General features: G+C 45.2%; 17 protein-coding genes. 13 read left to right on the top strand and 4 right to left on the bottom strand.

Annotation, left to right across the window (positions count from 1 at the left end; genetic code table 11):
* Positions 1–937: 937 nt before the first annotated feature.
* Positions 938–2,521: an EAL domain-containing protein gene (locus C9I89_RS09770; protein WP_107283162.1), complete on the top strand. Its 1,584-nt coding sequence runs from the start codon at positions 938–940 to the stop codon at positions 2,519–2,521.
* A gap of 351 nt (positions 2,522–2,872) precedes the next feature.
* Here the strand turns inward: C9I89_RS09770 and nagZ are convergent, their stop codons facing one another.
* Positions 2,873–3,877, bottom strand: coding sequence for a beta-N-acetylhexosaminidase (gene nagZ / locus C9I89_RS09760; protein ID WP_107283160.1), 1,005 nt, complete (start codon positions 3,875–3,877; stop codon positions 2,873–2,875).
* Positions 3,878–4,266: 389 nt separating this feature from the next.
* On the opposite strand from nagZ, the gene C9I89_RS09755 reads away from it, so the two are divergent.
* Entirely contained in the window at positions 4,267–4,752 is a 486-nt protein-coding gene (locus C9I89_RS09755) for a DUF1097 domain-containing protein (RefSeq protein WP_107283159.1), read from the top strand.
* Between the two features lie 361 nt (positions 4,753–5,113).
* On the opposite strand, the gene C9I89_RS09750 is transcribed toward C9I89_RS09755, so the two are convergent.
* Entirely contained in the window at positions 5,114–6,049 is a 936-nt protein-coding gene (locus C9I89_RS09750) for an NAD(P)-dependent oxidoreductase (RefSeq protein WP_107283158.1), read from the bottom strand.
* Between the two features lie 295 nt (positions 6,050–6,344).
* Between C9I89_RS09750 and C9I89_RS09745 the strand changes: the two genes are divergently transcribed.
* Positions 6,345–7,460, top strand: a complete 1,116-nt coding sequence (locus tag C9I89_RS09745) for an efflux RND transporter periplasmic adaptor subunit (RefSeq protein ID WP_107283157.1) — start codon at positions 6,345–6,347, stop codon at positions 7,458–7,460.
* 9 nt (positions 7,461–7,469) lie between these two features.
* Positions 7,470–10,622 carry an efflux RND transporter permease subunit gene (locus C9I89_RS09740; RefSeq protein ID WP_107283156.1) on the top strand — a complete coding sequence of 1,051 codons (3,153 nt, stop codon included), beginning with the start codon at positions 7,470–7,472 and terminating at the stop codon, positions 10,620–10,622.
* Between the two features lie 84 nt (positions 10,623–10,706).
* On the opposite strand, the gene C9I89_RS09735 is transcribed toward C9I89_RS09740, so the two are convergent.
* Positions 10,707–11,834 (bottom strand): trypsin-like serine protease, encoded by a 1,128-nt coding sequence (locus C9I89_RS09735; protein WP_107283155.1) that lies wholly within the window; start codon positions 11,832–11,834, stop codon positions 10,707–10,709.
* 257 nt (positions 11,835–12,091) lie between these two features.
* On the opposite strand from C9I89_RS09735, the gene C9I89_RS09730 reads away from it, so the two are divergent.
* The 3 genes from C9I89_RS09730 to C9I89_RS09720 all read left to right on the top strand — a co-directional run bounded on the left by C9I89_RS09730 (position 12,092) and on the right by C9I89_RS09720 (position 15,668).
* On the top strand, positions 12,092–12,916 hold the full coding sequence (locus tag C9I89_RS09730; RefSeq protein WP_107283154.1) for a DUF5718 family protein: 825 nt from the start codon (positions 12,092–12,094) through the stop codon (positions 12,914–12,916).
* Between the two features lie 327 nt (positions 12,917–13,243).
* Positions 13,244–15,022 carry an SLC13 family permease gene (locus C9I89_RS09725; RefSeq protein ID WP_107283153.1) on the top strand — a complete coding sequence of 593 codons (1,779 nt, stop codon included), beginning with the start codon at positions 13,244–13,246 and terminating at the stop codon, positions 15,020–15,022.
* 76 nt (positions 15,023–15,098) lie between these two features.
* Positions 15,099–15,668 carry a porin family protein gene (locus C9I89_RS09720; protein WP_107283152.1) on the top strand — a complete coding sequence of 190 codons (570 nt, stop codon included), beginning with the start codon at positions 15,099–15,101 and terminating at the stop codon, positions 15,666–15,668.
* 37 nt (positions 15,669–15,705) lie between these two features.
* Here C9I89_RS09720 and C9I89_RS09715 read toward each other — a convergent pair whose 3' ends face one another.
* Positions 15,706–17,040, bottom strand: coding sequence for a hemolysin family protein (locus C9I89_RS09715; RefSeq protein ID WP_170107672.1), 1,335 nt, complete (start codon positions 17,038–17,040; stop codon positions 15,706–15,708).
* 265 nt (positions 17,041–17,305) lie between these two features.
* On the opposite strand from C9I89_RS09715, the gene C9I89_RS09710 reads away from it, so the two are divergent.
* The 6 genes from C9I89_RS09710 to C9I89_RS09685 all read left to right on the top strand — a co-directional run bounded on the left by C9I89_RS09710 (position 17,306) and on the right by C9I89_RS09685 (position 24,363).
* Positions 17,306–18,472 (top strand): cation:proton antiporter, encoded by a 1,167-nt coding sequence (locus C9I89_RS09710; RefSeq protein WP_107283150.1) that lies wholly within the window; start codon positions 17,306–17,308, stop codon positions 18,470–18,472.
* Positions 18,473–18,559: 87 nt separating this feature from the next.
* A complete protein-coding gene (locus C9I89_RS09705; RefSeq protein ID WP_107283149.1) occupies positions 18,560–19,447 on the top strand; it encodes a mechanosensitive ion channel family protein in 888 nt (295 codons plus the stop codon).
* A 1-nt stretch (position 19,448) separates the two neighbouring features.
* Positions 19,449–19,928 carry an ATP-dependent zinc protease family protein gene (locus C9I89_RS09700; protein ID WP_107283148.1) on the top strand — a complete coding sequence of 160 codons (480 nt, stop codon included), beginning with the start codon at positions 19,449–19,451 and terminating at the stop codon, positions 19,926–19,928.
* 48 nt (positions 19,929–19,976) lie between these two features.
* Complete coding sequence (locus tag C9I89_RS22670) at positions 19,977–22,169, top strand: mechanosensitive ion channel domain-containing protein (RefSeq protein WP_211315235.1); 2,193 nt, start codon at positions 19,977–19,979, stop codon at positions 22,167–22,169.
* A 183-nt stretch (positions 22,170–22,352) separates the two neighbouring features.
* Positions 22,353–22,700: a MaoP family protein gene (locus tag C9I89_RS09690; RefSeq protein WP_107283147.1), complete on the top strand. Its 348-nt coding sequence runs from the start codon at positions 22,353–22,355 to the stop codon at positions 22,698–22,700.
* 316 nt (positions 22,701–23,016) lie between these two features.
* Positions 23,017–24,363 (top strand): magnesium transporter, encoded by a 1,347-nt coding sequence (locus tag C9I89_RS09685; protein WP_107283146.1) that lies wholly within the window; start codon positions 23,017–23,019, stop codon positions 24,361–24,363.
* The last annotated feature ends 516 nt before the right edge of the window (positions 24,364–24,879 follow it).

The raw sequence follows: 24,879 nt of genomic DNA, 5'->3' as shown, positions 1-24,879 counted from the left end.
GAGCATGTAAGGACAGGGTATGTGTTCAGCGCAGAGCTGAACATGGGTATGCAGGAGCCGTATACGAGGTCCGTACGTACGGTTCTGTGAGAGGGCTGAGGCGGTAACGCCTCACCCTACTCGATGTACTAGTTAATTGAGTTAGCTGCAGTAAATTAATGTCAATCTCTGCTAAAATTAATGTGCAGTATAAAAAGATGATTTTAAAGGACTCTTTTATTGAAAATATGTCCAGTACGATGAGACTCAGCAGGAGAGGGGATTTTATATCACAATCTGATAACTCATTTGTGCAATCTTAAGCCAAGTAAGGTATCTTATTTTCAAGTCTAAAAATTGTTTTTAGTGAGAGACATTTTTTAGACCATAACTTAGCGCTTAGGCTGACCATGAGCTGTACATGAAGTCAGTCACTTATAACCGAGATCCTATAAGGTTAAATTATGAAAACGATTTTAGTTCTGGCCTTTATTATTGGTGTCGTTTACATCATAGTCAAAGAGAAAAAGTGTACGAAGGATGTAGATCATTCACGAGACGCATTTTAGATCCTGAAGCGCTATCGGGCGGTTTAGGATTGTCATATCAAATGTGGTTAATTCTTAATCACATTACTTTTTTGTTTGTGATCTTCTTTATCACTGACTGAGTGTCTTAGTGCATTGGTTTGCCAATGCGGTACAGTCATCATGCATACCATTATGGTAACTTTTTTCGCTTCAATTATTTTTTATTCGAAGGCGTGATCTATATCGCTAACATATTGAAATGACTGCTTGTTAATGCCATGGCTAATGAATAAGGTTAAGGCAAATATGGATATCAGTCGCTATATTGATTAGTTGGGTATGGATAATTTACAAGCGGATATGAAAGAAATGAGGTTTAGTGATTCTCACTGCTTATATGTTTTTATAATAACTGTTGGCAGGGAAAAATGAGCGCGTTCACAAAGATAGCCCATTTTAAAGCTGAGCTTTATGCACTCGCATTTGTGATTGGGTTAGCATTTCTTTTTTCATTATCGGCAGGGTACTTTTCCAGGCTACAGCTTTCCTACGTTATTCGTACAGATTCTAAAGAGTTACTTCAGACCTATTCAATGAATATTTCTGAACTCCAAACTGTTCTGAGTAAGTTATCGGAAAAGTTTCAATTTGATTGTGGCGCTCTGGATGAGTATCAAATGCAGCATGTCGCTTATAATGATTACATTATTCGGCGCATTACCCTACAAACGCGAGATGGCAAACAATGCACCAGCTTTAAAGGCGCTGGTACAGAGACTCGTCTGGCGCCATTAATCAAAAATTTAAGTGCAAATGTTTCGCTATGGGTGACATCAGAATCCCGTACTGAACAAAATATATTGGTTACTGAATGGAAGGATGAACGAGGGACGATGCTGGTGCATATGGAGCCTTTGGTTTCTGATACCCTTCGCAATAAATATTGTGATGATTGCATCCTGAGCTCGATGTCATCGATAGATAATCCCACCGTCTCTTTCTGGCGTGGTGATGCCTCTTTGCTGTCAAAAGGCCCATTGTTCAGTTCAGAATTTGTTAACGGACTCCAGCTGAATACGTTTGTTAAAACAGAGTTACTTGATAGGTATAAAGATAAACTTTGGCTACCTTTGTTTCTGTTCGGTGGTGCGCTGGGCGTACTGTTTATCTTTCTTTATCGCACCGCGATAAGAAAAAAAATGTCACTGCATTCTTTGGTAGAACAAGGGATAGCAAAGCGAGAGTTTGTTCCTTATTATCAACCGATCGTGAATGTTGCCACAAATTCACTGTATGGCTGTGAGATGCTCGCTCGGTGGAAGCGTCCCGGACAGGATATGATTTCCCCGATGGAATTTATTCCATATGTTGAAAAAAGCGGTCAAATCCTTCCGATCACCGAACAATTAATGGAAAAAGCCATTAACGAGATCGGTAAGTTAAACTGGCACGTAACTAAGCAAATTATTAGCATTAACGTAGTGCCTGATCAGTTAGAGAGTCTTGAAGTTATTGAAAAGTCGCTTGATTTATTGCGGAATTCAGAGCTGGGACCGACTCAAATCGCCTTTGAAGTGACCGAGCGTAAACGCTTTAATAATTTGGCTATTGCATCAGATGTTATTGAGCATCTGCGACTTAAGGGCGTTGATGTTAAGTTGGATGATGCCGGCACAGGATATGGGGGCTTTAGCTATATTCAGCAACTTAATATCCGTAGCCTGAAAATTGATAAAATGTTCGTCGAAAACATCGGTACGTCGGATATCAAACTGTCTTTGCTTGATTCGATAATCGCTTTTGGTAAAGAAGCCAGGATGGAAATGATCGCGGAAGGCGTTGAAACAGAAGAACAATCTCAGTATTTAGCCGAACAAGGAGTTAACTTGCAGCAAGGGTTTTATTTTGGCCGACCGATGACTTTCAGAGATTTTGCCTATTTTAGTAAAACGATGGTGTCACATAAAAATGACAACCATCATATGGAAAGTCAAATCGTCTGCATTGATTAGTATACCCAAACTACTTCAAGATGCATGATTCAGAGCTTCCTCTGGGAATTCAATTCAAGCGAAATGTGTGTAGGAATGGCATCCCCTTTCAAACACATTTTGCGCGGAAGTGATTTTCCAGAGGAGGTCCAAGAGGCGAGTTTCAGAGGTTTTTATACTGCGTTAGCCATATTCCAAATAGAACCACTATTTGCTCATATGGCAGCCTTGCCTAAAAGCCTCTGAATTCTCGCTGAACACAGTATATTGAAGTGGTTTGGGTATATATAAAAAAGGTGAACGCATTTCATTTGGGTTCACCTTTTTTAAAGCTTTGCTAAAACCGTTGGTTAATAATTTCAGTTACGACGATTAAGCGTGCTTTTCGCGCCATGCCTGAGTTAATCGGCTGATTTCGTTCTCAGTTTCTTGCCACATTCTGGTCTTGATCAGATCGCGGTATTCCCCAGTTGGCTTTTTCAACAGCGTATCGAGAAGCTGTACCTGAGTTTGGGGTAATCCATCTAAGGCCTCAATAGCACCGTCACGGTTGTTACACAGCATTACCATGTCGCAACCAGCACGTTGTGCTGCAATGGCTCTTTCACTGTAACTGCCCAGGACATCGGCACCTTTCATATTTAAATCGTCAGAAAAAATGACTCCGGTAAAGCCGAGATCCCCACGTAAAACATCTTTCAGCCAATAGTCTGAACCGCTTGCGGGTTTGTCATCAAAAGCCTCGAAGACCACATGGGCTGGCATCATGCCATCGAGAAGGTTTTGTTCGATGAGATGCTGAAATACAGTCATATCGTGTTGTTTTATTGTCTCACGTGGATCGACAGGGGTCTCTAGATGAGAATCAGCAATGACACCTCCGTGTCCTGGGAAGTGTTTGCCTGTCGCTGCCATTCCCGCCTGTCTCATGCCCTGAATAAACTGGCTGGCATACTTTATTATCTGTTTCGGATCGTCGGAGAATGCGCGATCACCAATGGCCTTACAGTCAAAGCCTAAATCCAAAACAGGGGCGAAGCTGAGGTCAATATCCATAGCAAGCAGTTCTGCTGCCATTAACCACCCTCCTTTTTTTGCCAACTCAATCCCATTGTCCTGCTCGGCAAAAGCTTTTGCCGGTGGAAGGTGAGTGAATTCATTACGAAAGCGTTGAACACGGCCGCCCTCCTGATCAACGGCAATAAGAAGAGGGCGTTTGGCTGTTTGGCGAATATCTTTTGACAGAGCACGCAATTGAGCACGATCGTGATAATTGCGTGCGAACAAGATGATCCCTCCAACGGTAGGATGCTGGATAATTTCACGTTCTTCAGCATTAAGTTCACAGCCTGAGACATCGAGCATTAAAGGGCCCATGGGTTGCTCCGAAGTTTATAAATTGGGGATATAGATAAGAAAAAACTTAACTTACCATAGCTTGAGATTACCGCAATTTGAAAAGTGTAAATACAGATCACAGTGATAAGTATCCTCTCCTTGATAGATCACTTAGACGGAATTATACGAATTAACTGTTTCTATATGTCAACACTGGGTTGATGCAAATACAGAATGCTTGATGATAAAAAATAAGCAGAGTGCAAACATGTTGAAAAGTAGCTACTTTGTGTGAGCTTGATCATTATTTTAAGAAATCATATGTAACTTGATTTCGTGTAATGTGATCTCCGTCTCTTTTGTTTATTTTGTAGCTGATTACACTGTTTATGAATTCAAGTGCTTTTATATATTTACGAGATCACAACATGACGGTACTGGTAGCAATTTCATTAACCACAGGTATTCTTTCTGGTATTTGGGGATGGGTGGCTGTTTCCCTGGGTTTATTGAGCTGGGCAGGATTTCTGGGTTGCACAACTTACTTTGCTTCCCCAAAAGATGGTATCAGAGGCCTTGGCCTGAGCATTGTGACAAATATGAGCGGTGTCTTTTGGGCAATGGTCATTATTCATCTGTCGAGCCTGTTCAGTGTTGAAATTTTAGGTTATGTCGTCACTGCTCTCGTATCGTTTTTCATGTGTGTTCAGGCAAAGAAAACATGGTTGAATTATATTCCGGGTACCTTTATCGGTTCATGCGCAACGTTTGCTGCGAACGGTGACTGGCAACTTGTCATTCCGTCGTTGATTGTTGGAGCACTGTTTGGTTATACCATGAAGGCATCTGGCCTATGGTTACATCAGAAACTCAACCAACCTAATTCAAAATTGGCTGCAGCTGAAGCTGAGTAATACGAAAAATTATCCCCCTCCTTGATATCCCTGAGTGGAATGTTTGCCGCACATATCGTCATGATATGTGCGGTTTTTTTTGTCTTTGATGTATACCCAAGCTACCCCAAGATGCAGAGTTCAGCGAGAATTCATGGGCTTTTAGGCAAGGCAGCCATTAGAGTGAATAGTGGTTCTATTTAGATAATGGCTAACACAGAATAAAAGCCCATGAAACTCGCCCTTTGGGAGCTCCTCTGGGAAATCACTTCTTCATAAAATGTGTTTGAAAGGGAATGCCATTCCTACACACATTTCATTCGAATTGAGTTCCCAGAGAAAGCTCTGAATCTCGCATCTTGGGGTAGTTTGGGTATAATTGTCAGAGACAAGGAATATACAGTCCTTTGATTTCTTGGGCTAATGAGATTAGCGTCTCAGGGTGGCTGGCTTTAGGGGCCAGCACACAAACGCGCAGTCCTTCATTTAATAAAGCACGAACCTTATCTTGAAGTGCCTCTGGTGTGTACGGCTCACGGTCAGCATCACGGCGGCATAGATCAACGAAAATATCATTGCTTCCTTCCGGATACAGTACAAAGTCAGATTGCTGCATTAAACGTAGTGCTTTTAGCGTCAGCATTTCCGGGTCGAGACCTGTTTCTATCAGGTAAAGGTGATTGGTTTGTGTTTCAGGCTCTGACAGTAATAACGTGAATGCCAGCTCTAAGCTGACGGTATTATTGGCTTGTTCAACTGCTGGCAGGCGGAAAAAACGCTCCCAGAATTTTCTTCTCTCATCCACCGTTTTGAAATGTTGTTTGATGCGCTCTCTTTGTTTGCCCGAAAACTCAGCCAGCAAACTCAGGTTTTGTGGTAGCAGGGTTTCAAGTTTTTCTCTGATAAAACGAACCAGAACGGGTGAGGCGCCACCACTGGAAATCGCGACTTGAATCGGGGTCCGATCAATCATTGACGGCGTAATGAAATGGCAATGGTGTGGATCGTCGACAACATTGGTCCAGATGCCTTCGGCTTCGGCATCAGAAAAAACCTGATGGTTCAGTTTGGGATCATTGGTCGTTGCCCAGATCTGGTGGAACCCTATAACGCAAGATTCATCGTATTTTTGTTTAATGTAGGTCAGCTGCTGGTCAGCTGCTAAGCGTGATAAGTGGGGATGTAACTGAGGTGAAATGACTGTGATATCAGCGTTGGCTCGAAGTAAGAGATCAACTTTTCTGCATGCAACGTCACCGCCGCCGACGACAAGCACTTTTCTATTCTTTAAGTTTAAAAAAATAGGGAAAAATTCCATTATATTAATACTTCCTCGGTATCTTTTAATGCCAATAATATCTTATATCTATTGGTCTTATCACTAGTTAGTTATTTATTTTTATGTATTACGGGCTTTGAAATATTTTGAAACATAAAACTGTAAAAATCACGGTTTTATCGGAAATCGTTCAGCTTTCATTAAAGGCTGATTGTTAACGTAATCTGATAAGAAAATTATTGATATTCATTGTTTGATTCTTAGCTGTTTGTCGTTGAGATTTGAATTCGTGCATCAGCATTTTATTGTTTTAATTATAACTATGGTCAGCAAAATGAAGAGAAAACTTGTTATCGCGGCACTGGTAAGTTCGAGTTTACTTATGGGGTGTGGTGATCATCAAAAAGGACGACAAGCACCAGTAAGTCCGCTGGTTGCGGCAGAGCCTGTGAGTATCATTGATTACCAGCAAGGTAAGCAATATGTCGGACGGACTAACGCCATTGAAGATGCGGCAATCACGGCACAGGTTTCGGGCTATTTGAAGGAACGATTCTTTACTGAAGGCCAGATGGTAGAAAAGGGGCAGCTGTTATTTCAAATCGAACCTGCTGCCTACGAAGCAAGAGTTGCCAGTGCTCAGGCTGCAATCTCTCAGGCTGAAGCCAGTTTAAAAAATGCTGAATTAGATTTTAATCGAGGTCTGAATCTATTGCCGAAAGGCAGCATTAGCCAGTCGGAATTCGATAAGCTGACCGCGGATAAGCTAGGTGCTGAAGCACAGCTCAAATCGGCTAAAGCCCAGTTATATGCCGCTGAAATTGATCTGTCATATACCCGTGTTGTTGCTCCGTTCAGTGGCCGGATCAGTGACAGTAAAGCCAGTATTGGTGATCTGGTTTCCCCTTCATCTGGTGTGCTGACGACTTTAGTGAATCTTGATCCGATCCATACGGTGTTCAACCTCAGCGAACGTGAGCGCTTAGATCTTGGTATTGATACTCTTGATGGCAGCGGTCGTGGCAACGGCGATGTAGAAGTTGTTCTGACATTAAATGATGGTAAAGAGTATCCGCTTCTCGGCGAAGTCGATTTTATTGGTAATCGCATCGATTTGAATACCGGGACAATCGCCATGCGCGCAAGCTTTGCAAATCCATCTCAAGCATTGCTGCCGGGCCAGCATGTGCAAGTGTTGTTACGTGAAAAACAGCCAGTGAAAATGACGGTTATTCCACGTCGCGCGGTACAAAGCGACTTGGAAGGTGACTTTGTGATGATCCTTACTGAGGGTAATGTTGCCGAGCGCCGCAATGTGGTACTTGGCCCTCAGACCGAGCGGGGCGTGATTATCCGTCAAGGCGTAGCCGCCGAAGAGGTAGTGCTGACTAAAGGTCTGCAACGTGTGCGCAATGGTATGGCTGTTCGTCTTGAAAATACGGATGCATAAGGAAAGAATATGCTGAGTCGCTTTTTTATCCAGCGTCCTAAATTTGCGCTGGTGATCTCTATAATCTTGACCCTGGCAGGTCTGATTGCCGTACTGAATTTGCCAGTGGCTGAATACCCTAAAATCAGTCCGCCGTCGGTGAGTGTAACGGCTTATTACTCAGGTGCGAGTGCCGAGGTTGTCGAAGAGGCCATTGCCGATCCGATTGAAGCCTCTGTTAATGGCGTTGAGAACATGATTTATATGTCCTCAAAAAGTGCTAATGATGGCTCTTATAACCTGAACGTTACGTTTGATATCGGTACAGATCCTGACATGGCACAGGTGAATGTGCAAAACCGTGTTGCTCAGATTGAATCGAAGCTACCGGCTGAAGTTCGTATGGTGGGCGTGACGGTGAAGAAACGTTCGCCTGACTTGCTGATGGTCTTAAACTTCTATTCACCGGATGGTAAGTACGATGATAAGTTCCTGATTAACTACATCAACCTTAACGTTAAAGATCAGTTGGCGCGTGTACAGGGCATCAGTGAAGTTAACGTTATTGGTGGCGGTGAATACGCAATGCGTGTTTGGCTTGATCCGGAAAAAATGGCGAATCTGGGACTGACAACATCTGATGTCAATGCCGCTCTCGCCGAGCAGAATGTGCAGGTTGCGACAGGTAAAGTGGGTGCGCCTCCTTATAACAACGTTCAGGAAGTCCAGTTTAACCTGGTGACCAAAGGTCGCCTCGAATCCGCTGAGGAGTTCGAAAAAGTTGTGCTGCGCGCTAGTCCGGATGGTTCTGTTGTTTACCTGAAAGATATCGCACGGGTAGAGTTGGGTAAGAAATCCTACGAAGGATACGGTACTTTCCGAGGCAATCCGGCTTCCATTGTGGCTTTATCGTTACAATCTGATGCCAATGCGTTAGAAAGTGGCCAGGCGGTGATGGAGCTGCTAGAGAAGCTCAGTCACAATATGCCTGATGGTATGGCTTATGAAACCAGTTACGATACAACCCTGTTCGTCGCTGAGTCGATCAAAGGGGTGGTTAAAACGCTGATTGAAGCGGTTATTCTGGTTATTGCCGTGACGTACCTGTTCTTAGGTAGCGTACGCTCGACCCTGATCCCTGTTGTTGCTATTCCGGTGTCGCTCATTGGTACCTTTGCCGTCATGCTTGCAGCCGGTTTTACGATCAATACGGTGACGCTGTTTGGTTTGATCCTGGCCATAGGTATTGTGGTGGATGATGCCATTCTGGTTATCGAAAATGTAGATACCAATATGAGTCGCGATCCGAGCCTGACGCCGCGGCAGGCCACCCTGATTGCGATGAAAGAGGTCACGGGCCCGATCATCACCTCAACGATGGTACTGCTGGCGGTATTCCTGCCTGTCGCTATGTTGCCTGGTATCACAGGGATCATGTATCGCCAGTTTGCTTTGACTATCTGTATTTCAGTTGTTATCTCCTCGATCAATGCGCTGACCCTGTCTCCGGCGCTGTGTTCTCTGGTATTAAAACAAAACGGAAATAATACTGCTCGCTGGTTCCAGAAATTCAACAAAGGCCTGGATACCGTTACGCTTAAATACGGGGTTATAGCGGGCTTCTTGGTTCGGAAAGTTGCATTGTTAGGCAGCATCTTTGTGATTGCTGTTCTGGCTGTCACCTTATTGGCGAAGACAACGTCCACGGCATTTGTGCCACAGGAAGATAAAGGCATTTTACTGGTTAATGTCCAGTTGCCGGATGCGGCATCGCTGTCACGTACTGAAGAAACGGCGATTAAACTTCAGAATATCATTGAGCAGGAACCTGGGGTTGAAGGGATCACGGTTGCCAACGGTTATGCATTCCTGACGGGTGCGGCTGCATCAAACGGGGCATCTATGTTCATCAAACTGAAAACGTGGGATGAACGTAGCGAGCTTGCTGGTGATCACTCTTCATTCGCGATCACTCGCCGTATTAATGCCCGTGCCGCGATGGAATTGCCGGAAGCGGTAGTCTTTGCGATGGGCCCGCCAGCCGTTCCGGGGATGGGAGCAGCATCGGGATTTGAATTTGTATTGGAAGATACCCTCGGGCGAAGCCGTACTGATTTGGCCAATGTCATGGGAGAGTTGATTCAGAAAGCCAATGCTCAGCCAGAGATCCAATACACATTTACTACGTTCCGAGCCAATGTTCCGCATTTCTATGTCGATGTTGACCGGATTAAAGCGAAGCAGCTGGGTATTCCCCTGACTGAAGTGTTCCAGACCTTGCAAGGCAATCTGGGGTCTATCTATGTGAATGACTTTACCCTGTATGGCAAGAACTTCCGGGTAACGCTTCAGGCAGACAGTCAGTATCGTAGCGATCTGCAATCGCTGGAGCGATTCCATGTGCGTTCATCTTCTGGTGAGATGATCCCGCTAAGTACGTTGGCAACCATTGAGCAAGTGTTCGAGCCGGATGTTGCATGGCGTTACAACATGTACCGTGCTGCGGTGATTCAGGGCAGTCCCGCACCGGGCTATTCCAGCGGCGATGCGATTGCGGCGATGGAACGTGTCGCGGCTGAAGTCCTACCGCAGGGTTATCAGTATGAGTGGACGGGGATGGCATATCAGGAAGTAAAGGCTGGTAATCAGGCAATTTATGCTTTTGCTCTGGCATTGATCTTCATCTATCTGTTCATGGTGGCACAGTATGAGAGCTGGAGCATTCCGCTGGCAATTATTCTGGTAGTGCCTGTGGCTACGCTAGGCTCATTCTTAGCACTGAGTATGACAGGGACACCGTTGGATCTGTACGCCCAGATCGGCTTGGTCCTGCTGATCGCGCTGGCGGCGAAGAATGCGATTTTGATCGTGGAATTTTCCAAGATTGAACGGGAAGAAAAGGAGCTGGATATTGATCAGGCGGCGGTGCGCGGTGGTAAATTGCGTTTCCGTGCGGTTAATATGACGTCCTGGTCATTTATTCTGGGTATTTTGCCACTGATATTTGCGTCGGGGGCCGGACATATCAGTCAGAACTCGCTGGGTATATCACTGACGGGCGGTCTGTTATTTGTGTTACTTGCCGGTACCTTCCTAATTCCGGGCTTCTTTGCTGTTATTCAGCGCCGCCGTGAAAAAATCCATGGTGGCTCAACCAGGCTGGTGGAATTAGCTGACGAGTAAACTAGCTAAACTGTCAAATAAAAAGGGTTCCCAATGGGAACCCTTTTTCAATAGGTTTAATGCCAAGAGCACTTGGGTATAGCGTTATTTTCTGCGACGCATCAGGCCGACAGCAGCAAGAGAGATCAGGCCAAGTAGTGGAACTGATCCACCGCTACTGCTTCCGGTATTCGGATTAATTTCAGTCTCTGAGTTATTTTCAGTACTGGCAACCGTCGTTTTCTTTGGTTCATCGTTAATCAATTCGAACGGATCCTGGCTGAAAGAGGCAGCTGCCTGGCTCGTCAAATCAACGCCCGTTGTCGACTCTATCCAGCTTAGATAAGTTGATAATTGTGTATATAAGCCATTAAATTGTGCATCCGAAACGCCTGAGTTTTTCCAATAACAATCAGGGCCATTACTGGTTACCCCGACAACACGTAAGCCTTTGTCTGAATCTGATTTATGGGTCGGATTTTGCCAGATTAACGGACCGCCTGAATCACCGGAACACGCATCTTTCTTAACCGAAGGAGTATTTGAATCAGCACAGACAAAATATTGATCGCCTGCAGAGGTATACGATGTCGCACATTGTGAATCGGGTATACCGGCAAGCTTTACAACTTGTAATTCATTTGGCGGCAAATAGGTCTCGGTGGTATCGCCCCAGCCTGATGCAATCAGTGTTGGTTTAGAATAAGCGCCATATACCCAGGTAGTGGCAAATTCATCATCAGCAAGAGCCTGTTCGGCAGGGGTGGCGATTTTTATCGGCTTTGCAACAGTGTAAAGTGGGCGGTCGACTTTCATTACTGCAACATCGTTGTCAAGTTCGCTCAAGACATTATGTCCATTATAAAGCGGATGCCGGTATTTCTCCGTCTCGATGATGTTAAATATGTACTTGCTGTCAATAGTTTTTGCATTGCCCTGCGGTATATAGCTGGTACCTGCAATGAGGGTGTTAGAGATTGATGGGTCAATACAATGCGCGGCTGTAACAATCCAGTAATTGGAAATAACCACGGCACCACAACCGGAAACATCACTGCTTTTCATGAGAATAGATGCCTGCCAGGGGAGCAGGTCATTCGCATAGGCAGATGCGTTATCACCATTGAGAATTTTAGCCTGCGGAGTCGCCAGTGATTGTTCAGTTTCCTGCGCGATGGCTGGTGACAGCGTCATGGCTATTAATATCGTGGTTAAAGCATTTTTTTTATTCATTGTCCTAATACCAAATGCACGGTGTTTTAATGAGACCATATAGAACTGTAACCATTATGTCTATTTGGAATATAACTTCTGTGAATGCCGTCTAGGATAATGTGAAATCTATCAATCTTTCGTGTTTTTACAAGATCGAACAAAGATAGATTATCTTGAAAGGGCACAAACTTAAGCATGGCGAGTCTCGCAACGGATGGACTACCTCGGTAGAATAGAGTCCGTTTCGAATGCACCCTCAATATAAATAGGCGATTATGACTTTTAAACGTGTGATTGGTTTTGGCGTGGCGGGTAACTTTGCCGGCCATTTAGAACAGGCTGGTGAGGCTAGTGATTTTCTGACTGTTGAAGTCAAAGAACAAATTCAGCCGAAAGCCATTTTTCCATTCTATGTGCCTTCAGAGAGTGCCGGGTTCTTATCCATTTATCCGCTCTCTAGCGATACCATTATTCCACCGAATGATGCCGACAACTTACAAATAGAGCCTGAAGTTGCCCTGTTATGCGAGATTGAATATCAGGACAATCGTGTTGTTGGTCTCAAGCCGACTCGATTTGCCGCTTATAATGACTGTTCGATTCGCAAACCGAATGCCAAGAAAATCAGTGAGAAAAAGAACTGGGGTGCGAATAGCAAAGGTGTCGCGGCTACGATGATTGATATTGACGGGCTATCACAAGGTGGCATGCTTGACCGCTATCGCATAGCTAGTTTTCATAAACGTGGTGATAAAGTTTCTCGTTACGGCGAAGACAGCCCTGTGGTCGGCTATAGCTACTTCCATGAGAAATTGCTCAACTGGATTGTTGACCGTATGAACCATCAGCAAGATGTTGGCCCGACAGAGAACATTGCTGAGCATTTAGCAAACGCGAATTACCCTGAGCAGGCATTAATCAGTATCGGGGCAACGCGTTATACTGAATACGGTGAAACGCACTTTTTGCAGTCAGGTGATACCAGTATTGTCGTGGTTTATGATAGTGATAAATACAGCCAGGAAGATGTTTCTCGAATGGCAACGAATAATACTTTCGCCGAAGATAGCTTGTCAACACTTGTTCAGCTGGTCGCTTAAAGAGATTTGGTTTCGATTTAGACTTTGAAAAAGAAAAAGCCTGAAAATCAGGCTTTTTCTATCGGTAGAAACGATGAATTAAGCCCACTCTGATTTCCTCGTCAAAGTAACTTGGGTATATTGCATCTACTGAATTGATATTTGTTACCCGCAACTCAAATTGTTGCTGATTTCATTATTCCCCCCTCAAATAAAATAACCAGAATCGTTTTAACGATGGCATAGGTCCGGCGCGACGACTAAGATTTAATTCGAGAGACTGACTCTTATGCAACCAGTGCCATTTTAGGGGCATTTTTCCCATAGCTTTGCGAAAAGGATCTGCGCATGACGACTGAGCAGTATCAGATCACCTTCATCGTGCTGATGGCTTTGCTGCTGTTTATATGGGGACGTATTCGGCATGATATTGTTGCAATTATCACATTGGCAATATGTGTGCTTACCGGTTTGATCCCAGCCAACGAGGCATTCATGGGAGCCGGACATCCGGCCGTGGTAACAGTGGCTGCGGTACTTGTGATCAGTGACGCACTAAAGCGCTCGGGTGTTGTCGATATGATCACGCACCTCATTTTGGATTATATTCATAACCCGCTGCTGCATGTGCTCTTATTGACCTCCATCGTCGCGGTGGCTTCGGCTTTTATGAATAATGTAGGAGCCTTAGCTTTGATGCTGCCAGTTGCTCTCGCAACTGCCCGTAAACATAAACGATCCCCTGCAATGCTATTAATGCCTTTGGCATTCGGCAGCATCCTTGGCGGGATGATGACATCAATAGGCACTCCACCTAATATCATTATTGCTTCTCTGCGCAGCCAGACTGCCGGAATCCCGTTTAACTTTTTTGACTTTAGCGGCGTGGGTGTCACCGTAGCAGCCTTCGGCGTGTTCTTCGTTTCCTTTTTCGGCTGGCGGTTGATTCCAAAAGCTCGTATGGAAAAGAGCCCGACTGAACAGCTATTTTCAATTGATGATTATCTGACAGAAGTGATTGTTCCTACCGATTCCAAGTTGATCGGGATTGGTGTCGAAGAGCTGGAAGAACTGGACAACAACCATGTTGAGGTGATTGGGTTGTCCCGTGAGTATGGAAGGACGATAAATCTGCCGTATAGATATCAGCTGAAGGCCGGCGATATTCTGATACTTCAGGCTGATCCTGGTGATATTCAAGCCTTTTTAAATAGCTGTGATCTGGAGCTTATGACCAGCGCAGATGGTGAATTCATGAAGTTAACCAGCGGTGATTTGGCATTGGCTGAAGGAGTAGTTCAGTCAGGCTCTGTTCTTGAGGGGCGAGATGTAAATTATCTAAGGCGTTTGAGTGGGAATTCTCTGGCATTGGTGGGTTTGGCGCGACGGGGGAAACAGATCAGACGTCGATTATGCCGTCAAACCTTCCGTGTTGGTGATATCTTGCTGTTACAGGGAGCGGGTGACAGCCTGGAAACACAACTACCAGAGATGGGAATGCTACCGTTGGCAGAGAGAAGCCTGAGCTTAGGGTTACCGCGGCGCATCGGATTGGCTCTGGGTATTTTTGTGGCCGCCATTGCGCTTGGTGTTGCAGAGGTATTACCACTATCCATTGCTTTTATATTGGCTATTCTGGCTTATCTGCTTTTGAATATTTTACCCGTACAGCAACTCTACCTTCCCATCGACTGGTCGGTTATTGTCCTCTTGATGGCGATGATCCCGATAGGCGAAGCTTTGGAGACGACGGGGCTGACTAAGATGCTGGCCGAACAAGTTCTCAGCCTGACAGCCACATATCCATTGTTTTTGACTCTGGGGCTGACCCTGATTGTGACAATGTTCCTCTCGGATATTATTAATAATGCGGCAACAGCCATCATTATGGCCCCGATTTCTATTGATATCGCTGCCGGGCTGAATGTGAGTGCAGACCCTTTTTTGATGGCTGTTGCTGTCGGTGCGTCTTGCGCCTTTTTAACACCGATCGGCCATCAATCGAATACCTTAGTGATGGGGCCTGGCGGTTACAAGTTTGGCGATTATTGGCGTATGGGCTTGCCGCTAGAAATAATGATTGTTTTGGTTGGCATGCCGATGATTTTGATGGTTTGGCCACCATAAGAGCCTCAAAATAACGTTTGCCTTTAATGTGCCAGATTGCACTGCGGTGTGTTTAATATTCATGGATAATTTATAAATGAAAAAAATTATAATTGGATTAAATGTCATTGTCGCCCTGTCTCCTGCGTTGGTAAGTGCGAAAAACATGAGCGGTGCATATGTCGGTGGAGTCATTGGTGTAACTCAATTTGAATACTCATCAGAAGATAAGGCATCGATAGCTGATGACGGTGGAATAATAGATGATTCCGACACTGGTTATAAAGTATTCGGAGGTTACCAATTCAATAAGTACACTGCTATCGAGGGTTTCTACGCCGACCTAGGCGGGGTCAAGATCAAATACCCCAGCGACGATCTGAAAATGAATGCTGGAGCTAAGAGCTTTGGTGTTTCTGTCTTGGGGATTATCCCCGTAAGTCATAATTTCGAGATCTTAGCTAAAGTGGGGTTTCAATCATGGAATGCTAAATCAATAGATAATGACGGTCTCTTTGTCAGTGATGATGGAACGGACCTGACATTTGGTGCTGGCGTTGCATTCACGCTAGCTCAAGTGTCACTTCGCGGGGAATTTGAACGATATGAACTCGATGACACCTATGTCGATATGATATCGGTTGGAATCACGTACAATTTCTATTGATATCACCGAAGGGCTGAAGGTGAACGCAGCCCCTTTTTTAATGGTTGTCGGCAGGAGGCGCCTCGTCCTGAAGGCGTTGGATCAGAACCTGTCCGACATGCCGCTCCTTCAGGCTCTCAACCTTTAATGTGAATTCACCCTCAGTCAGTTCATCGCCCGGTTCTGGCATGCGCTTCAGACGGTACATAAAAAGCCCTGAGAGGCTGTTGGCATCGACATCCGCTGGTACTGTAATACCGATGAGGCGCTCCAGATCGCTCAGGGAGATCAGTCCGTCTGCCTCCCAGCAATTATCCCCCAGAGTCTGGAGCACCACGATCGACTCATCCGTATCGGTTTCATCCTCGATTTCGCCCACAATCTCCTCGAGCAGATCCTCCATGGTGACCAAGCCTTCGAACTCGCCGTATTCATCAACGACAAAGGCCATGTGTGCGTGTTCGGTGCGCATCGTCTCGAAAAGATCGGAAATTTTCTGAGACTGAGGCACGATCAATGGCGGACGACAAAATCGTTCCAGCTCCTCCCAAGGCGCGCTGTCGCCGTCCAGCAACGCATGATACAGATCTTTGGTGAGCAAAATGCCGACGATACTATCTTTGTACTCACCATCAAGAAGCGGGTAGCGGGAGTGTGCTGCATCGCGGATGGTATTCAGGTTCTCTGTCGGATCATTATTGATATACAGGGCTTTTACCGCTCCTTTGGGGATCATCACCCGGCCTACCAAGCGCTGGTCGAATTCGAACAGATTACTCAACATTCTGGCCTTACCATGTTCAATCTCGCCATGCTCTTGTGACTTGGCCACCTGGTTTTTCAACTCATCGCCACTTAACACATCCGCATGGGTGGCTTGTTCTGAACCAAACAGCCGCAAGATCGCACTGGTGGAGGCGTTAAGCAGCCAATTTAGCGGCCATACCAAGAGATACGAATAATGGAGCGGATAGGCGATCCAAAGTGAAACCGGCTCGGCGCTGCGAATCGCAAGGGTTTTAGGTACTTGTTCCCCAAGCACGATATGCAGGGAAGAAAAGATCAAAAAACCAATCAGAAAGGAAACCGTATGGAGCAGCTCCCCTGATAAACCAAGAGTCAAAAACAGCGGTTCCAGCAAATGGGCTACGGCGGGCTCACCAACCCAGCCAAGTCCCAGCGAAGCCATGGTGATCCCAAGCTGGCAAGCGGCCAGATAGGCTTCCAGGTTTCCTTGAATGTTTAGGGTCAGTTTTGCGGCCGAGCTTCCTTCGTCGGCGAGCGTCTCAAGGCGGAACGATCGCGCCTTAACCAGCGCGAACTCTGCCGCGACGAAAAAACCGTTTGTGATCAACAAAAGGATAACAGCCAGCAAACTCAATGAGACATCCACACCGGATCTCCTCGGAAAAGGTAAGGTTCCTGTCAATAATAGCCGCCACTGCTCTGATTATCTTTCCGAATTCTGAACGTTGTCGTGGTTGATGGTCGCGTTTACTAGGATGTTTTTTATAATTTCAGCTATCGTGGTAAGAGATGAAACCTTTCCAGATCACGACATCCCTGTTTTTAACCCCTGTCTTGAATCTGTGTTTTCGTCAATATGCTCCCGCTTATTTAGAGCCGTGTCTTTATAGAGTGAATAAGGAATTATTGTTATGCATATGGATCCAGCAATGCCGCAGGTCGTGGGCGCTCTGTTATTAATCCTGTTGACCGGTTTGTTACTTAGGTTATTACATCAGCCTCATGTTATCGCCTATCTTATTGCTGGTGTATTTGTAGGGCCATGGGGACTGGCACTGATCACTGATGTTGAGGTGATCAATCGTCTCGGCGCGATGGGGGTGGTATTGCTGTTGTTTTTTGTTGGCATGGAGACGGACGCCAGTAAGTTGATTGCTAATTGGAAGCTGGCCATTTTCGGTACGCTGTTACAGGTGGGTTTGAGCGTTGCCTGTGTCTGGTTGCTGGGCCTCTGGTTTGCATGGCCGATGCCTCGGATAATCCTGATAGGATTTGTCATTAGCCTGAGCAGTACCGCTGTCGTGATTAAGCTATTACAGGATAGCGGTATACTCAATTCCAAAGTCGGTCAAGGTGTATTAGGCGTATTGTTAGCCCAGGATCTGGCGATTATCCCGATGTTAATTATATTGGGTTTATTAGGCGCGGGAGAGGTTGACGGAAATCATTTGGTAAAACAAGGGGCGGGTGCTATCGCCGCAGGATTACTTTTTGCCTATATTATCGTTCGTAAGCAGATCCATCTACCTCTTTCACGTTGGTTGAAAGATGATCGTGAATTGCAGTTGTTTACCTCATTGAGTATTTGCTTCGGCTTAGCACTGATTACTGCATGGTTTGATTTATCCACGGCATTAGGCGCTTTTATTGCCGGGATGTTGATAAATGCCGCCAAAGAAACACAATGGGTCCATCATACCCTGGAATCGTTCAGGGTACTTTTTATTGCCCTATTTTTCGTCTCTATTGGCATGTTACTTGACCTTGGTTTTTTGCTTGCAAACTGGCTTCAGGTCGGTGTACTGGTCGTTATGGCGCTGTTGACGAATACGTTTATTAACGCATTTATTCTTAAAGTCGCCAGTTTTAACTGGCGTGACAGCTTATATGCTGGCGTGTTGTTGTCACAGATCGGCGAATTTAGTTTTGTGCTGTCTGCTGTAGGAATGCAGTCGGGACTTATCAATGAATATGGTTATCAACTGGCATTATGCGTGATCTCCCTATCGTTGCTGGTAAGCCCTATTTGGATCAACATGGGCAAGCGATGGCTGAAATGGGATAATCAATATGAATGAAATACTTTATTTATCAATTGACTACCTGGCTTAAAGAATGGGTATATATAGAAAAATAATGTTGTCTGGCTCAGGAGTATAGAGTTAATGAATGATTTTATCAGTGAAAATAAATTAATTGCCTCCATGGTATTGGTTGCAATTGTGTGGAGCGCTCGTTGGTTGATTGTACGCCATCTTAGTCAGCGACCTTCCGGTGAAGATGAGCTTCCGCGTCGATGGATAAATAGTATAAAAAATGCGACGAACCTTTTAATAGCCATTGGTCTGATAATTATTTGGTTATCTGAACTTCGTTTTATGGCGCTGTCTATTGCAGCCTTCGCTGTCGCACTTGTTGTTGCAACACGGGAATTTATTCAGTGCTTTCTTGGTTCATTATATCAAGCAAGTAACCGTACTTTTGTTGTTGGTGACTGGATACGGGTTGGTACTAACAATGGCGAGGTTGTTCGAAGTGACTGGTTCAGTACGATACTACTTGAAATTGACTTGGAAACAATGACTTATGGGTATACAGGGAGAACATTGATTATTCCTAACAATCAATTTATTTCCAACACGATTCAAAACTTAAATTTTATGCGCCGCTATGTTGCTCATTCCTTTGTCATTGTTCGTGATGCAGATCCGGTCAATTTTTTCGATGCGAGAGATTTTATCTTGGAAAGAGCAAAGGAGTGCTGCATGCCATTTCAAGATGTTGCGCATCGATACAGTGTGCTGATTGATAAACGATTGGGGGTAAATCTTAGTGGGAGCGAGGCCAGCGTCCGGATTACGAGCACTAATTTAGGGAAAAATATGTTAACGGTCACTGTGTTTTGCCCAACTAAAGAGGCGGTCAATATTGAGCAGCGAATAACCGAAGATTTTATGACATTCTGGTACGCTGAAGTTGAAAAACTTAAAGCACAAAAAGATAAAAAACCTCAAGTGCAAGAAAAGATCCTTGTTGCAGCAGAGGCGGAATAAAATGAGAAAAAATAAAGTTGTGCTTGGCTGGCGGGAATGGGTTGATTTACCCGCTTTGGGTATTGCAGTTAAAGCTAAGGTTGATACCGGGGCAAAAACGTGTGCATTGCACGCATTTCGTATTGAACCTTATCAAAAAGAGGGTGAAGCTTGGGTGCTGTTCAATATTCATCCTTATCAAAACGACGTTGAAACAGCGGTTGAGTGTCATGCTCGATTGGCCGATCAACGCAACGTCACCGATTCGGGGGGACATACTGAACAGCGTTATGTCATTGTGACTACAATATCAGTCGGAGAAGAACAAATTGAAGCGGAAGTTACTCTGACCGATCGTGAATGCATGCGCTTTCGAATGTTGTTGGGGCGTAATGTACTCAATAACCGTTTTTTAGTTGATCCGGTGAAATCTTATCTATTGGGACTGCAATTTCAAAAAAACGAGGTCGACAGTGAGTCAGGGGATGATGAGGATTTATAACACCGCTGCGGGATAAAAGCGTATATAGCTTGATTTGGGGAATTGGTGATGAGAACAACATGGTGTCACAGGCTGCTTTGCGTGGTCTTTATTTTCTGTGGGAACCTGTCTGCACAGGACGAACAAAATGACTTGTTGAATATCAGCAATAAACCAAACAACGAAGCCGGTGTGCTGGTGGTTCCGGAAGCCAGTGCGCTTGAAACTGACTGGTGGCACTTCTTTGATGACGAACCTGCTAGTCTTGATCAACGGGTACAAGTGTTAGAAAAGCGACTGAATGCGCTGTTAGCAAGCTTGCCCCCTGAAGCCCTAGATTCAGGCAGGGAACTTCGTGACCAAATCATTGCTAACCTGCAGGCTCTAGCAAAAATTCGCGGCCAAAAACCTTTTGAGCCGCCGGTCATTCCTGCTTTCAAGCAAGCTTACTCCATTCAGGCATGGCTTGAACTAGAGAGTCGCTATCGCGACAAAAAAAAAGAAGTCGTGGATGAGAGGGCGGACATCGACCATTTGAGTACAGCCGTTGAAGCTGCGACTAACCAGTATGATACTGAAATGGCCTCCTATATCAGCGTTACTGCGACAGAGCCGAACAAAATGATCCAGGGCATGGAGATCATGGCGATGCGTTCGGCTCTTGAGCTCGCTAGGCAGCGTCTGTCTCGCAATCGTGACGTGCTCATTAGTCTTCAGCGGGAGCTTGAGACCCTATACAACGAGAAAAAGTTCGCCGAACAACGGTTAGTGGCCACAGGGGATGAAATCCCCGTACTGAAAAAGGAACTATCGAACCAGGAGCAAACGCTGATTAAGGCCAGCAATTTCTTAAACAGCACTCGCTCCAAGGCATTAGGAGCGATTGCTGAAACGCCGGAAGCTGCCGCAAAAAACAGACTACAAGAACAACGCGTCATTTATGCTTCCGTAGAGGAAGCCATAGCAAGGCTGCACGTCACAGCCACGCAAGGTATCATTGCGTTGACGGCCTTGTTGTCTAACGGCGAGATCAATTCTGATGAACTGCATGATCAATTTGAAGTCTGGAAAACGCTGGTTAAAGAAACCTCGGGCCAGCTGGCTGGATGGCAGGCTAAAAGCCTTCGTGAGCAAGGTCGCTCACAAACTCAGCTCCTGAATCAGCCACTCGCCACCGCAGAACTCAAGGCACTCCACGAAAATCGCAATCAACTATCCCGGGAATCATTGCTAAAGCTACAAGAGCTTAATGATTTACGCCTTAACTTGGTCGTGTTAACGGAGATGTGCCGCTTGCAACTGGCGAAACAAGAAGGCGTGTTGAAACACTGGTGGATTACCGTGAATGAAATGGTCGAATCCGGTTGGATGAGTGCTTCCGGCTTCTTGACTGGCAGCCTGTTTAAAATAGGCGATACACCTGTAACAATACTCGGACTGCTCCGGGTGGTATTGATAGTAACCATTGCTCTGTTCTTCTCAAGCCTGCTGCGTCGAATGCTGGCTAAAATTGCCGAGCGTAACGAAGATGAGAGCTCTGCACTTTATACGATAGGGCGGCTTGGCCATTATGTGATTTTATTGGTGGGTATGATGATTGCGTTGTCATCCATCGGTCTGGACTTTAGTAATTTGGCGCTGGTGGCGGGTGCGCTCAGCGTGGGGATAGGCTTTGGTCTGCAATCTATCGTCAACAATTTTGTATCGGGACTGATTTTGCTTTTTGAGCGCTCATTGAAGGTGGGGGACTTTGTCGAGCTGGATTCCGGTGTGCTGGGCATCGTCATGGAAATCAATGTCCGCAGCACGCTTATCAATACCAATGATAACGTCGATATTATTGTCCCAAATTCCGAATTGGTCGGTGCCAAAGTTACCAACTGGACCTTGCGTGATGCAACAAGGCGGATGCGGATCCCCTTTGGTGTCGCTTACGGTTCAGATAAAAATCAAGTGAAAAAAGCGGTGCTTGAAGCTGCGGATCGAGTGCCTGAGACCCTCAGACGGTCTAAGAAGCACGAGCCTCAAGTCTGGCTGGTGGGGTTCGGAGACAGCAGCTTGGACTTTGAGTTAGTGGTTTGGGTCAGTCAGGCCGCCGTCAAACGACCTGCGGGTGTTACAGCCGCCTATATGTGGGAAATCGAAACATCTTTGCAGCAGTACGGCATCGAAATACCCTTTCCGCAGCGTGATCTCCATGTGCGAAGTCTTTTTGAAAAGAAAGGTGCCGAGGCTGAGGCGATTCTGCGAGGAAAATTATAGAACTTAAAGCTAATTCTATATACCCAAGTAACCTCAAGATGCTTGCTCATATACGTTGCAGGTGTTGGCGCGCCCATAATATTCAATAAAATTATTTTATCGTGATAACGGAAATTGTTTGATTTACAAGCTGTCAATTCTGAAAGAATATCAGCGAAAAATCCCATCAGGAGAAATACTGTAATGAGAAATTCCGGAAAATTTTACGACGATAAACATTTCCCTCACGGCTTTAATCGATCAGGTATTTTCACCATCAATGAAGCCGCCCTTTTAGAAAACTATGGCCGTACGATGCAAGCATTACAAGATGGTATATTTGCGCCAGGTGAAGAGTCTGAGCACCAATTCTTAGCCGAGATCAATGGACAACAGGCCGTCATGTCTGATTTTGGTCGATGCTGGATCAAATATTCAACTCAAATCAGTCAGAAAGTACGACGCTATACCTTATGTGCTTCACAACGCGTACAGAAAGGTATGCACGAAGAGGATGATGATATCGGTGCAGATGACGATATCGATTTTTAACCCGCACGAGTAAGCCATTCCCTTCAGCCATTCTTAATGGCAACGGCTAGCTAATCTGTATAAATGGGTTGGTAATGATAACTGAACGCAGTGCTTAAGGAATAATTGACCATCATCAAACAAAAGATGAAAATAGAGCAAATTCAAATAGCCAGCGTACTTTTTTGAGCAGGAACCAGGCATGAGAATGGCTGGTTTCACTTTTTTGCAAGTTAGTACGATGGTGACATCAGACATCGCAAAAGAGATTGCTTGTTCTTCAATTAACAACTGTGCTGGGCTTATAAGTTAACTTCGCTCTCTAAAAGGTAATTCCATGCAAGAAAATGATATCCATAATGCGGTGAATGAGCTGATGGACCAAAGCCCTGACTCGGATAGCCAACAGATCGTTATTGAACAGTTTGAGCAGGACAACTCTCCGGTGGAACTTGCGCTGCTGCTGGAATCATTGCCCCTTACAGCACGTCTTGAAACCTGGAGTCAGATTTCTGATAGCATCAAGGTTGCAGTTCTGGTTGAAATGCGTTCAGACGCCAGCGAAGCGATTATTGGTACCCTTGATGAGCAGCACCTGCTCGCGATGTTTACTGGCATTGAAGCCGATACATTGTTGGAGCTCCAGGACGTCTTGCCGGATCACTTGATCGAAGATGTGCTGGCGCGTATGGATGAAGAGCAGAAGCAACGTTATTCGATAGCACAACAGTTTGAAGATGATGAAGTGGGCCACTGGTGTGATCACCAGCCACTTGTTGTACCGGCGAAAACCAAGATCAAAGTGATGACTCGACTGCTGAGGCGGTCAATCCCTGCCTACGGTAACGTCGTATTTCTTGTTGACAACCGAGGTAACTGGCAAGGTGCCGTTCGGTTTAATAAGTTGTTCGGTGCTGATCCTTTGTTACGAGTTTCTGAACTGGTAGAAGAGGATTTTCCGACGCTGAATGCCAAAGATGATATCTACATCGCAGCGGACAAAGTCGCACAGAGCGAAGAATCAGCGCTTCCTGTTATTACCGATGGTGGGTTGCTCATTGGCCGTTTAGATATGGGGTTAGCATACAGACTGCAATCTGAACGGGCTGAATCGCAAATAATGGCTACCGCTGGTCTTGATGAAAATGAAGATCTTTTCTCTACAGTTCGGAAAAGTACCAAGAATCGGGCTATCTGGCTCGGTGTTAATCTTCTGACCGCTTTTCTTGCGTCTTGGTTTATTGGCCTGTTTGAAGCCACATTGCAACAAGTGGTTGCGCTGGCGGTTCTGATGCCCATTGTCGCATCAATGGGGGGGGTTGCAGGCAGTCAGACACTGACCCTGATTGTGAGGGGGTTGGCTCTTGGGCAGATTTCCCGTGCAAACTTAAAACCGTTACTCACCAAAGAGGTTAAAGTTGGTGCACTTAATGGCGTGCTGTGGGCATTGGTGATTGGAATAATCACCGGTTACTGGTTCAGTAGCATAATGCTGGGACTGGTTATCGGTCTCGCGATAGTCGCCAATATTATCAGCGCGGCACTTGCTGGTATCTTTGTCCCTGTTGTTCTAGAAAAATTTAAAATTGACCCGGCTTTATCCGGTTCGGTTATCCTGACTACAGTAACGGATATTACCGGATTTGTGGTGTTTTTGGGGCTAGGGACACTGTTATTGCTGTAAATTGTTTGGGGATTCAGATTTTATCTGAATCTCTTTTTTATTTAACCTCACTCGTCTTCTCGTACTCTTTCACATAACCATAAACAATGAATCGTTGAAGCTCCTAACCGTGTGATCCTTAGATTCCGTATCAGTTCGTGCCTCACTTTACTGAATGACGAAGTTTGGTGACTGGGCTCGTCAAAACATCTGTGATGAAGTACCAGTACATTATTCCTATCAATAATAATTCTCCCTGAAACGAGCATCTTGAGGTTACTTGGGTATATAAGCACAACTGTCATGATTTTTTCGTATCATCAAAAAATACGGATGTTCTCGTGTGGCAACAAGGCCTGTTTTACCGCTCTGAATTGATCATATTTTATTGTTGTGAGTTCATGGTGATTCTCAATTATTGGGGTTTTCACCCTCCAATAACACATTAATTCTCACATGGTGAGAATATTGGTTGTATTATTATTTAAGGAAGATTAAAAAATACAGCAGAGAATGATTGTGAACAAAAACACCTTG

The organism is Photobacterium lipolyticum (genome assembly GCF_003026475.1).
GTDB lineage: Bacteria > Pseudomonadota > Gammaproteobacteria > Enterobacterales > Vibrionaceae > Photobacterium > Photobacterium lipolyticum.
Note: the sequence above shows the minus strand (reverse complement) of the source record. Positions and strands in the feature narration are given on the sequence as shown.

Bases quoted from the DNA above. Each gene is read 5' to 3' on its own strand.
- C9I89_RS09710 (WP_107283150.1), top strand. From the start codon at position 17,306: ATGCATATGGATCCAGCAATGCCGCAGGTCGTGGGCGCTCTGTTATTA.
- C9I89_RS09725 (WP_107283153.1), top strand. From the start codon at position 13,244: ATGACGACTGAGCAGTATCAGATCACCTTCATCGTGCTGATGGCTTTG.
- C9I89_RS09730 (WP_107283154.1), top strand. From the start codon at position 12,092: ATGACTTTTAAACGTGTGATTGGTTTTGGCGTGGCGGGTAACTTTGCC.
- C9I89_RS09745 (WP_107283157.1), top strand. From the start codon at position 6,345: ATGAAGAGAAAACTTGTTATCGCGGCACTGGTAAGTTCGAGTTTACTT.
- C9I89_RS09735 (WP_107283155.1), bottom strand. From the start codon at position 11,834: ATGAATAAAAAAAATGCTTTAACCACGATATTAATAGCCATGACGCTG.
- C9I89_RS22670 (WP_211315235.1), top strand. From the start codon at position 19,977: ATGAGAACAACATGGTGTCACAGGCTGCTTTGCGTGGTCTTTATTTTC.
- C9I89_RS09720 (WP_107283152.1), top strand. From the start codon at position 15,099: ATGAAAAAAATTATAATTGGATTAAATGTCATTGTCGCCCTGTCTCCT.
- C9I89_RS09770 (WP_107283162.1), top strand. From the start codon at position 938: ATGAGCGCGTTCACAAAGATAGCCCATTTTAAAGCTGAGCTTTATGCA.
- C9I89_RS09740 (WP_107283156.1), top strand. From the start codon at position 7,470: ATGCTGAGTCGCTTTTTTATCCAGCGTCCTAAATTTGCGCTGGTGATC.
- C9I89_RS09700 (WP_107283148.1), top strand. From the start codon at position 19,449: ATGAGAAAAAATAAAGTTGTGCTTGGCTGGCGGGAATGGGTTGATTTA.
- nagZ (WP_107283160.1), bottom strand. From the start codon at position 3,877: ATGGGCCCTTTAATGCTCGATGTCTCAGGCTGTGAACTTAATGCTGAA.
- C9I89_RS09705 (WP_107283149.1), top strand. From the start codon at position 18,560: ATGAATGATTTTATCAGTGAAAATAAATTAATTGCCTCCATGGTATTG.
- C9I89_RS09750 (WP_107283158.1), bottom strand. From the start codon at position 6,049: ATGGAATTTTTCCCTATTTTTTTAAACTTAAAGAATAGAAAAGTGCTT.
- C9I89_RS09690 (WP_107283147.1), top strand. From the start codon at position 22,353: ATGAGAAATTCCGGAAAATTTTACGACGATAAACATTTCCCTCACGGC.
- C9I89_RS09755 (WP_107283159.1), top strand. From the start codon at position 4,267: ATGACGGTACTGGTAGCAATTTCATTAACCACAGGTATTCTTTCTGGT.
- C9I89_RS09685 (WP_107283146.1), top strand. From the start codon at position 23,017: ATGCAAGAAAATGATATCCATAATGCGGTGAATGAGCTGATGGACCAA.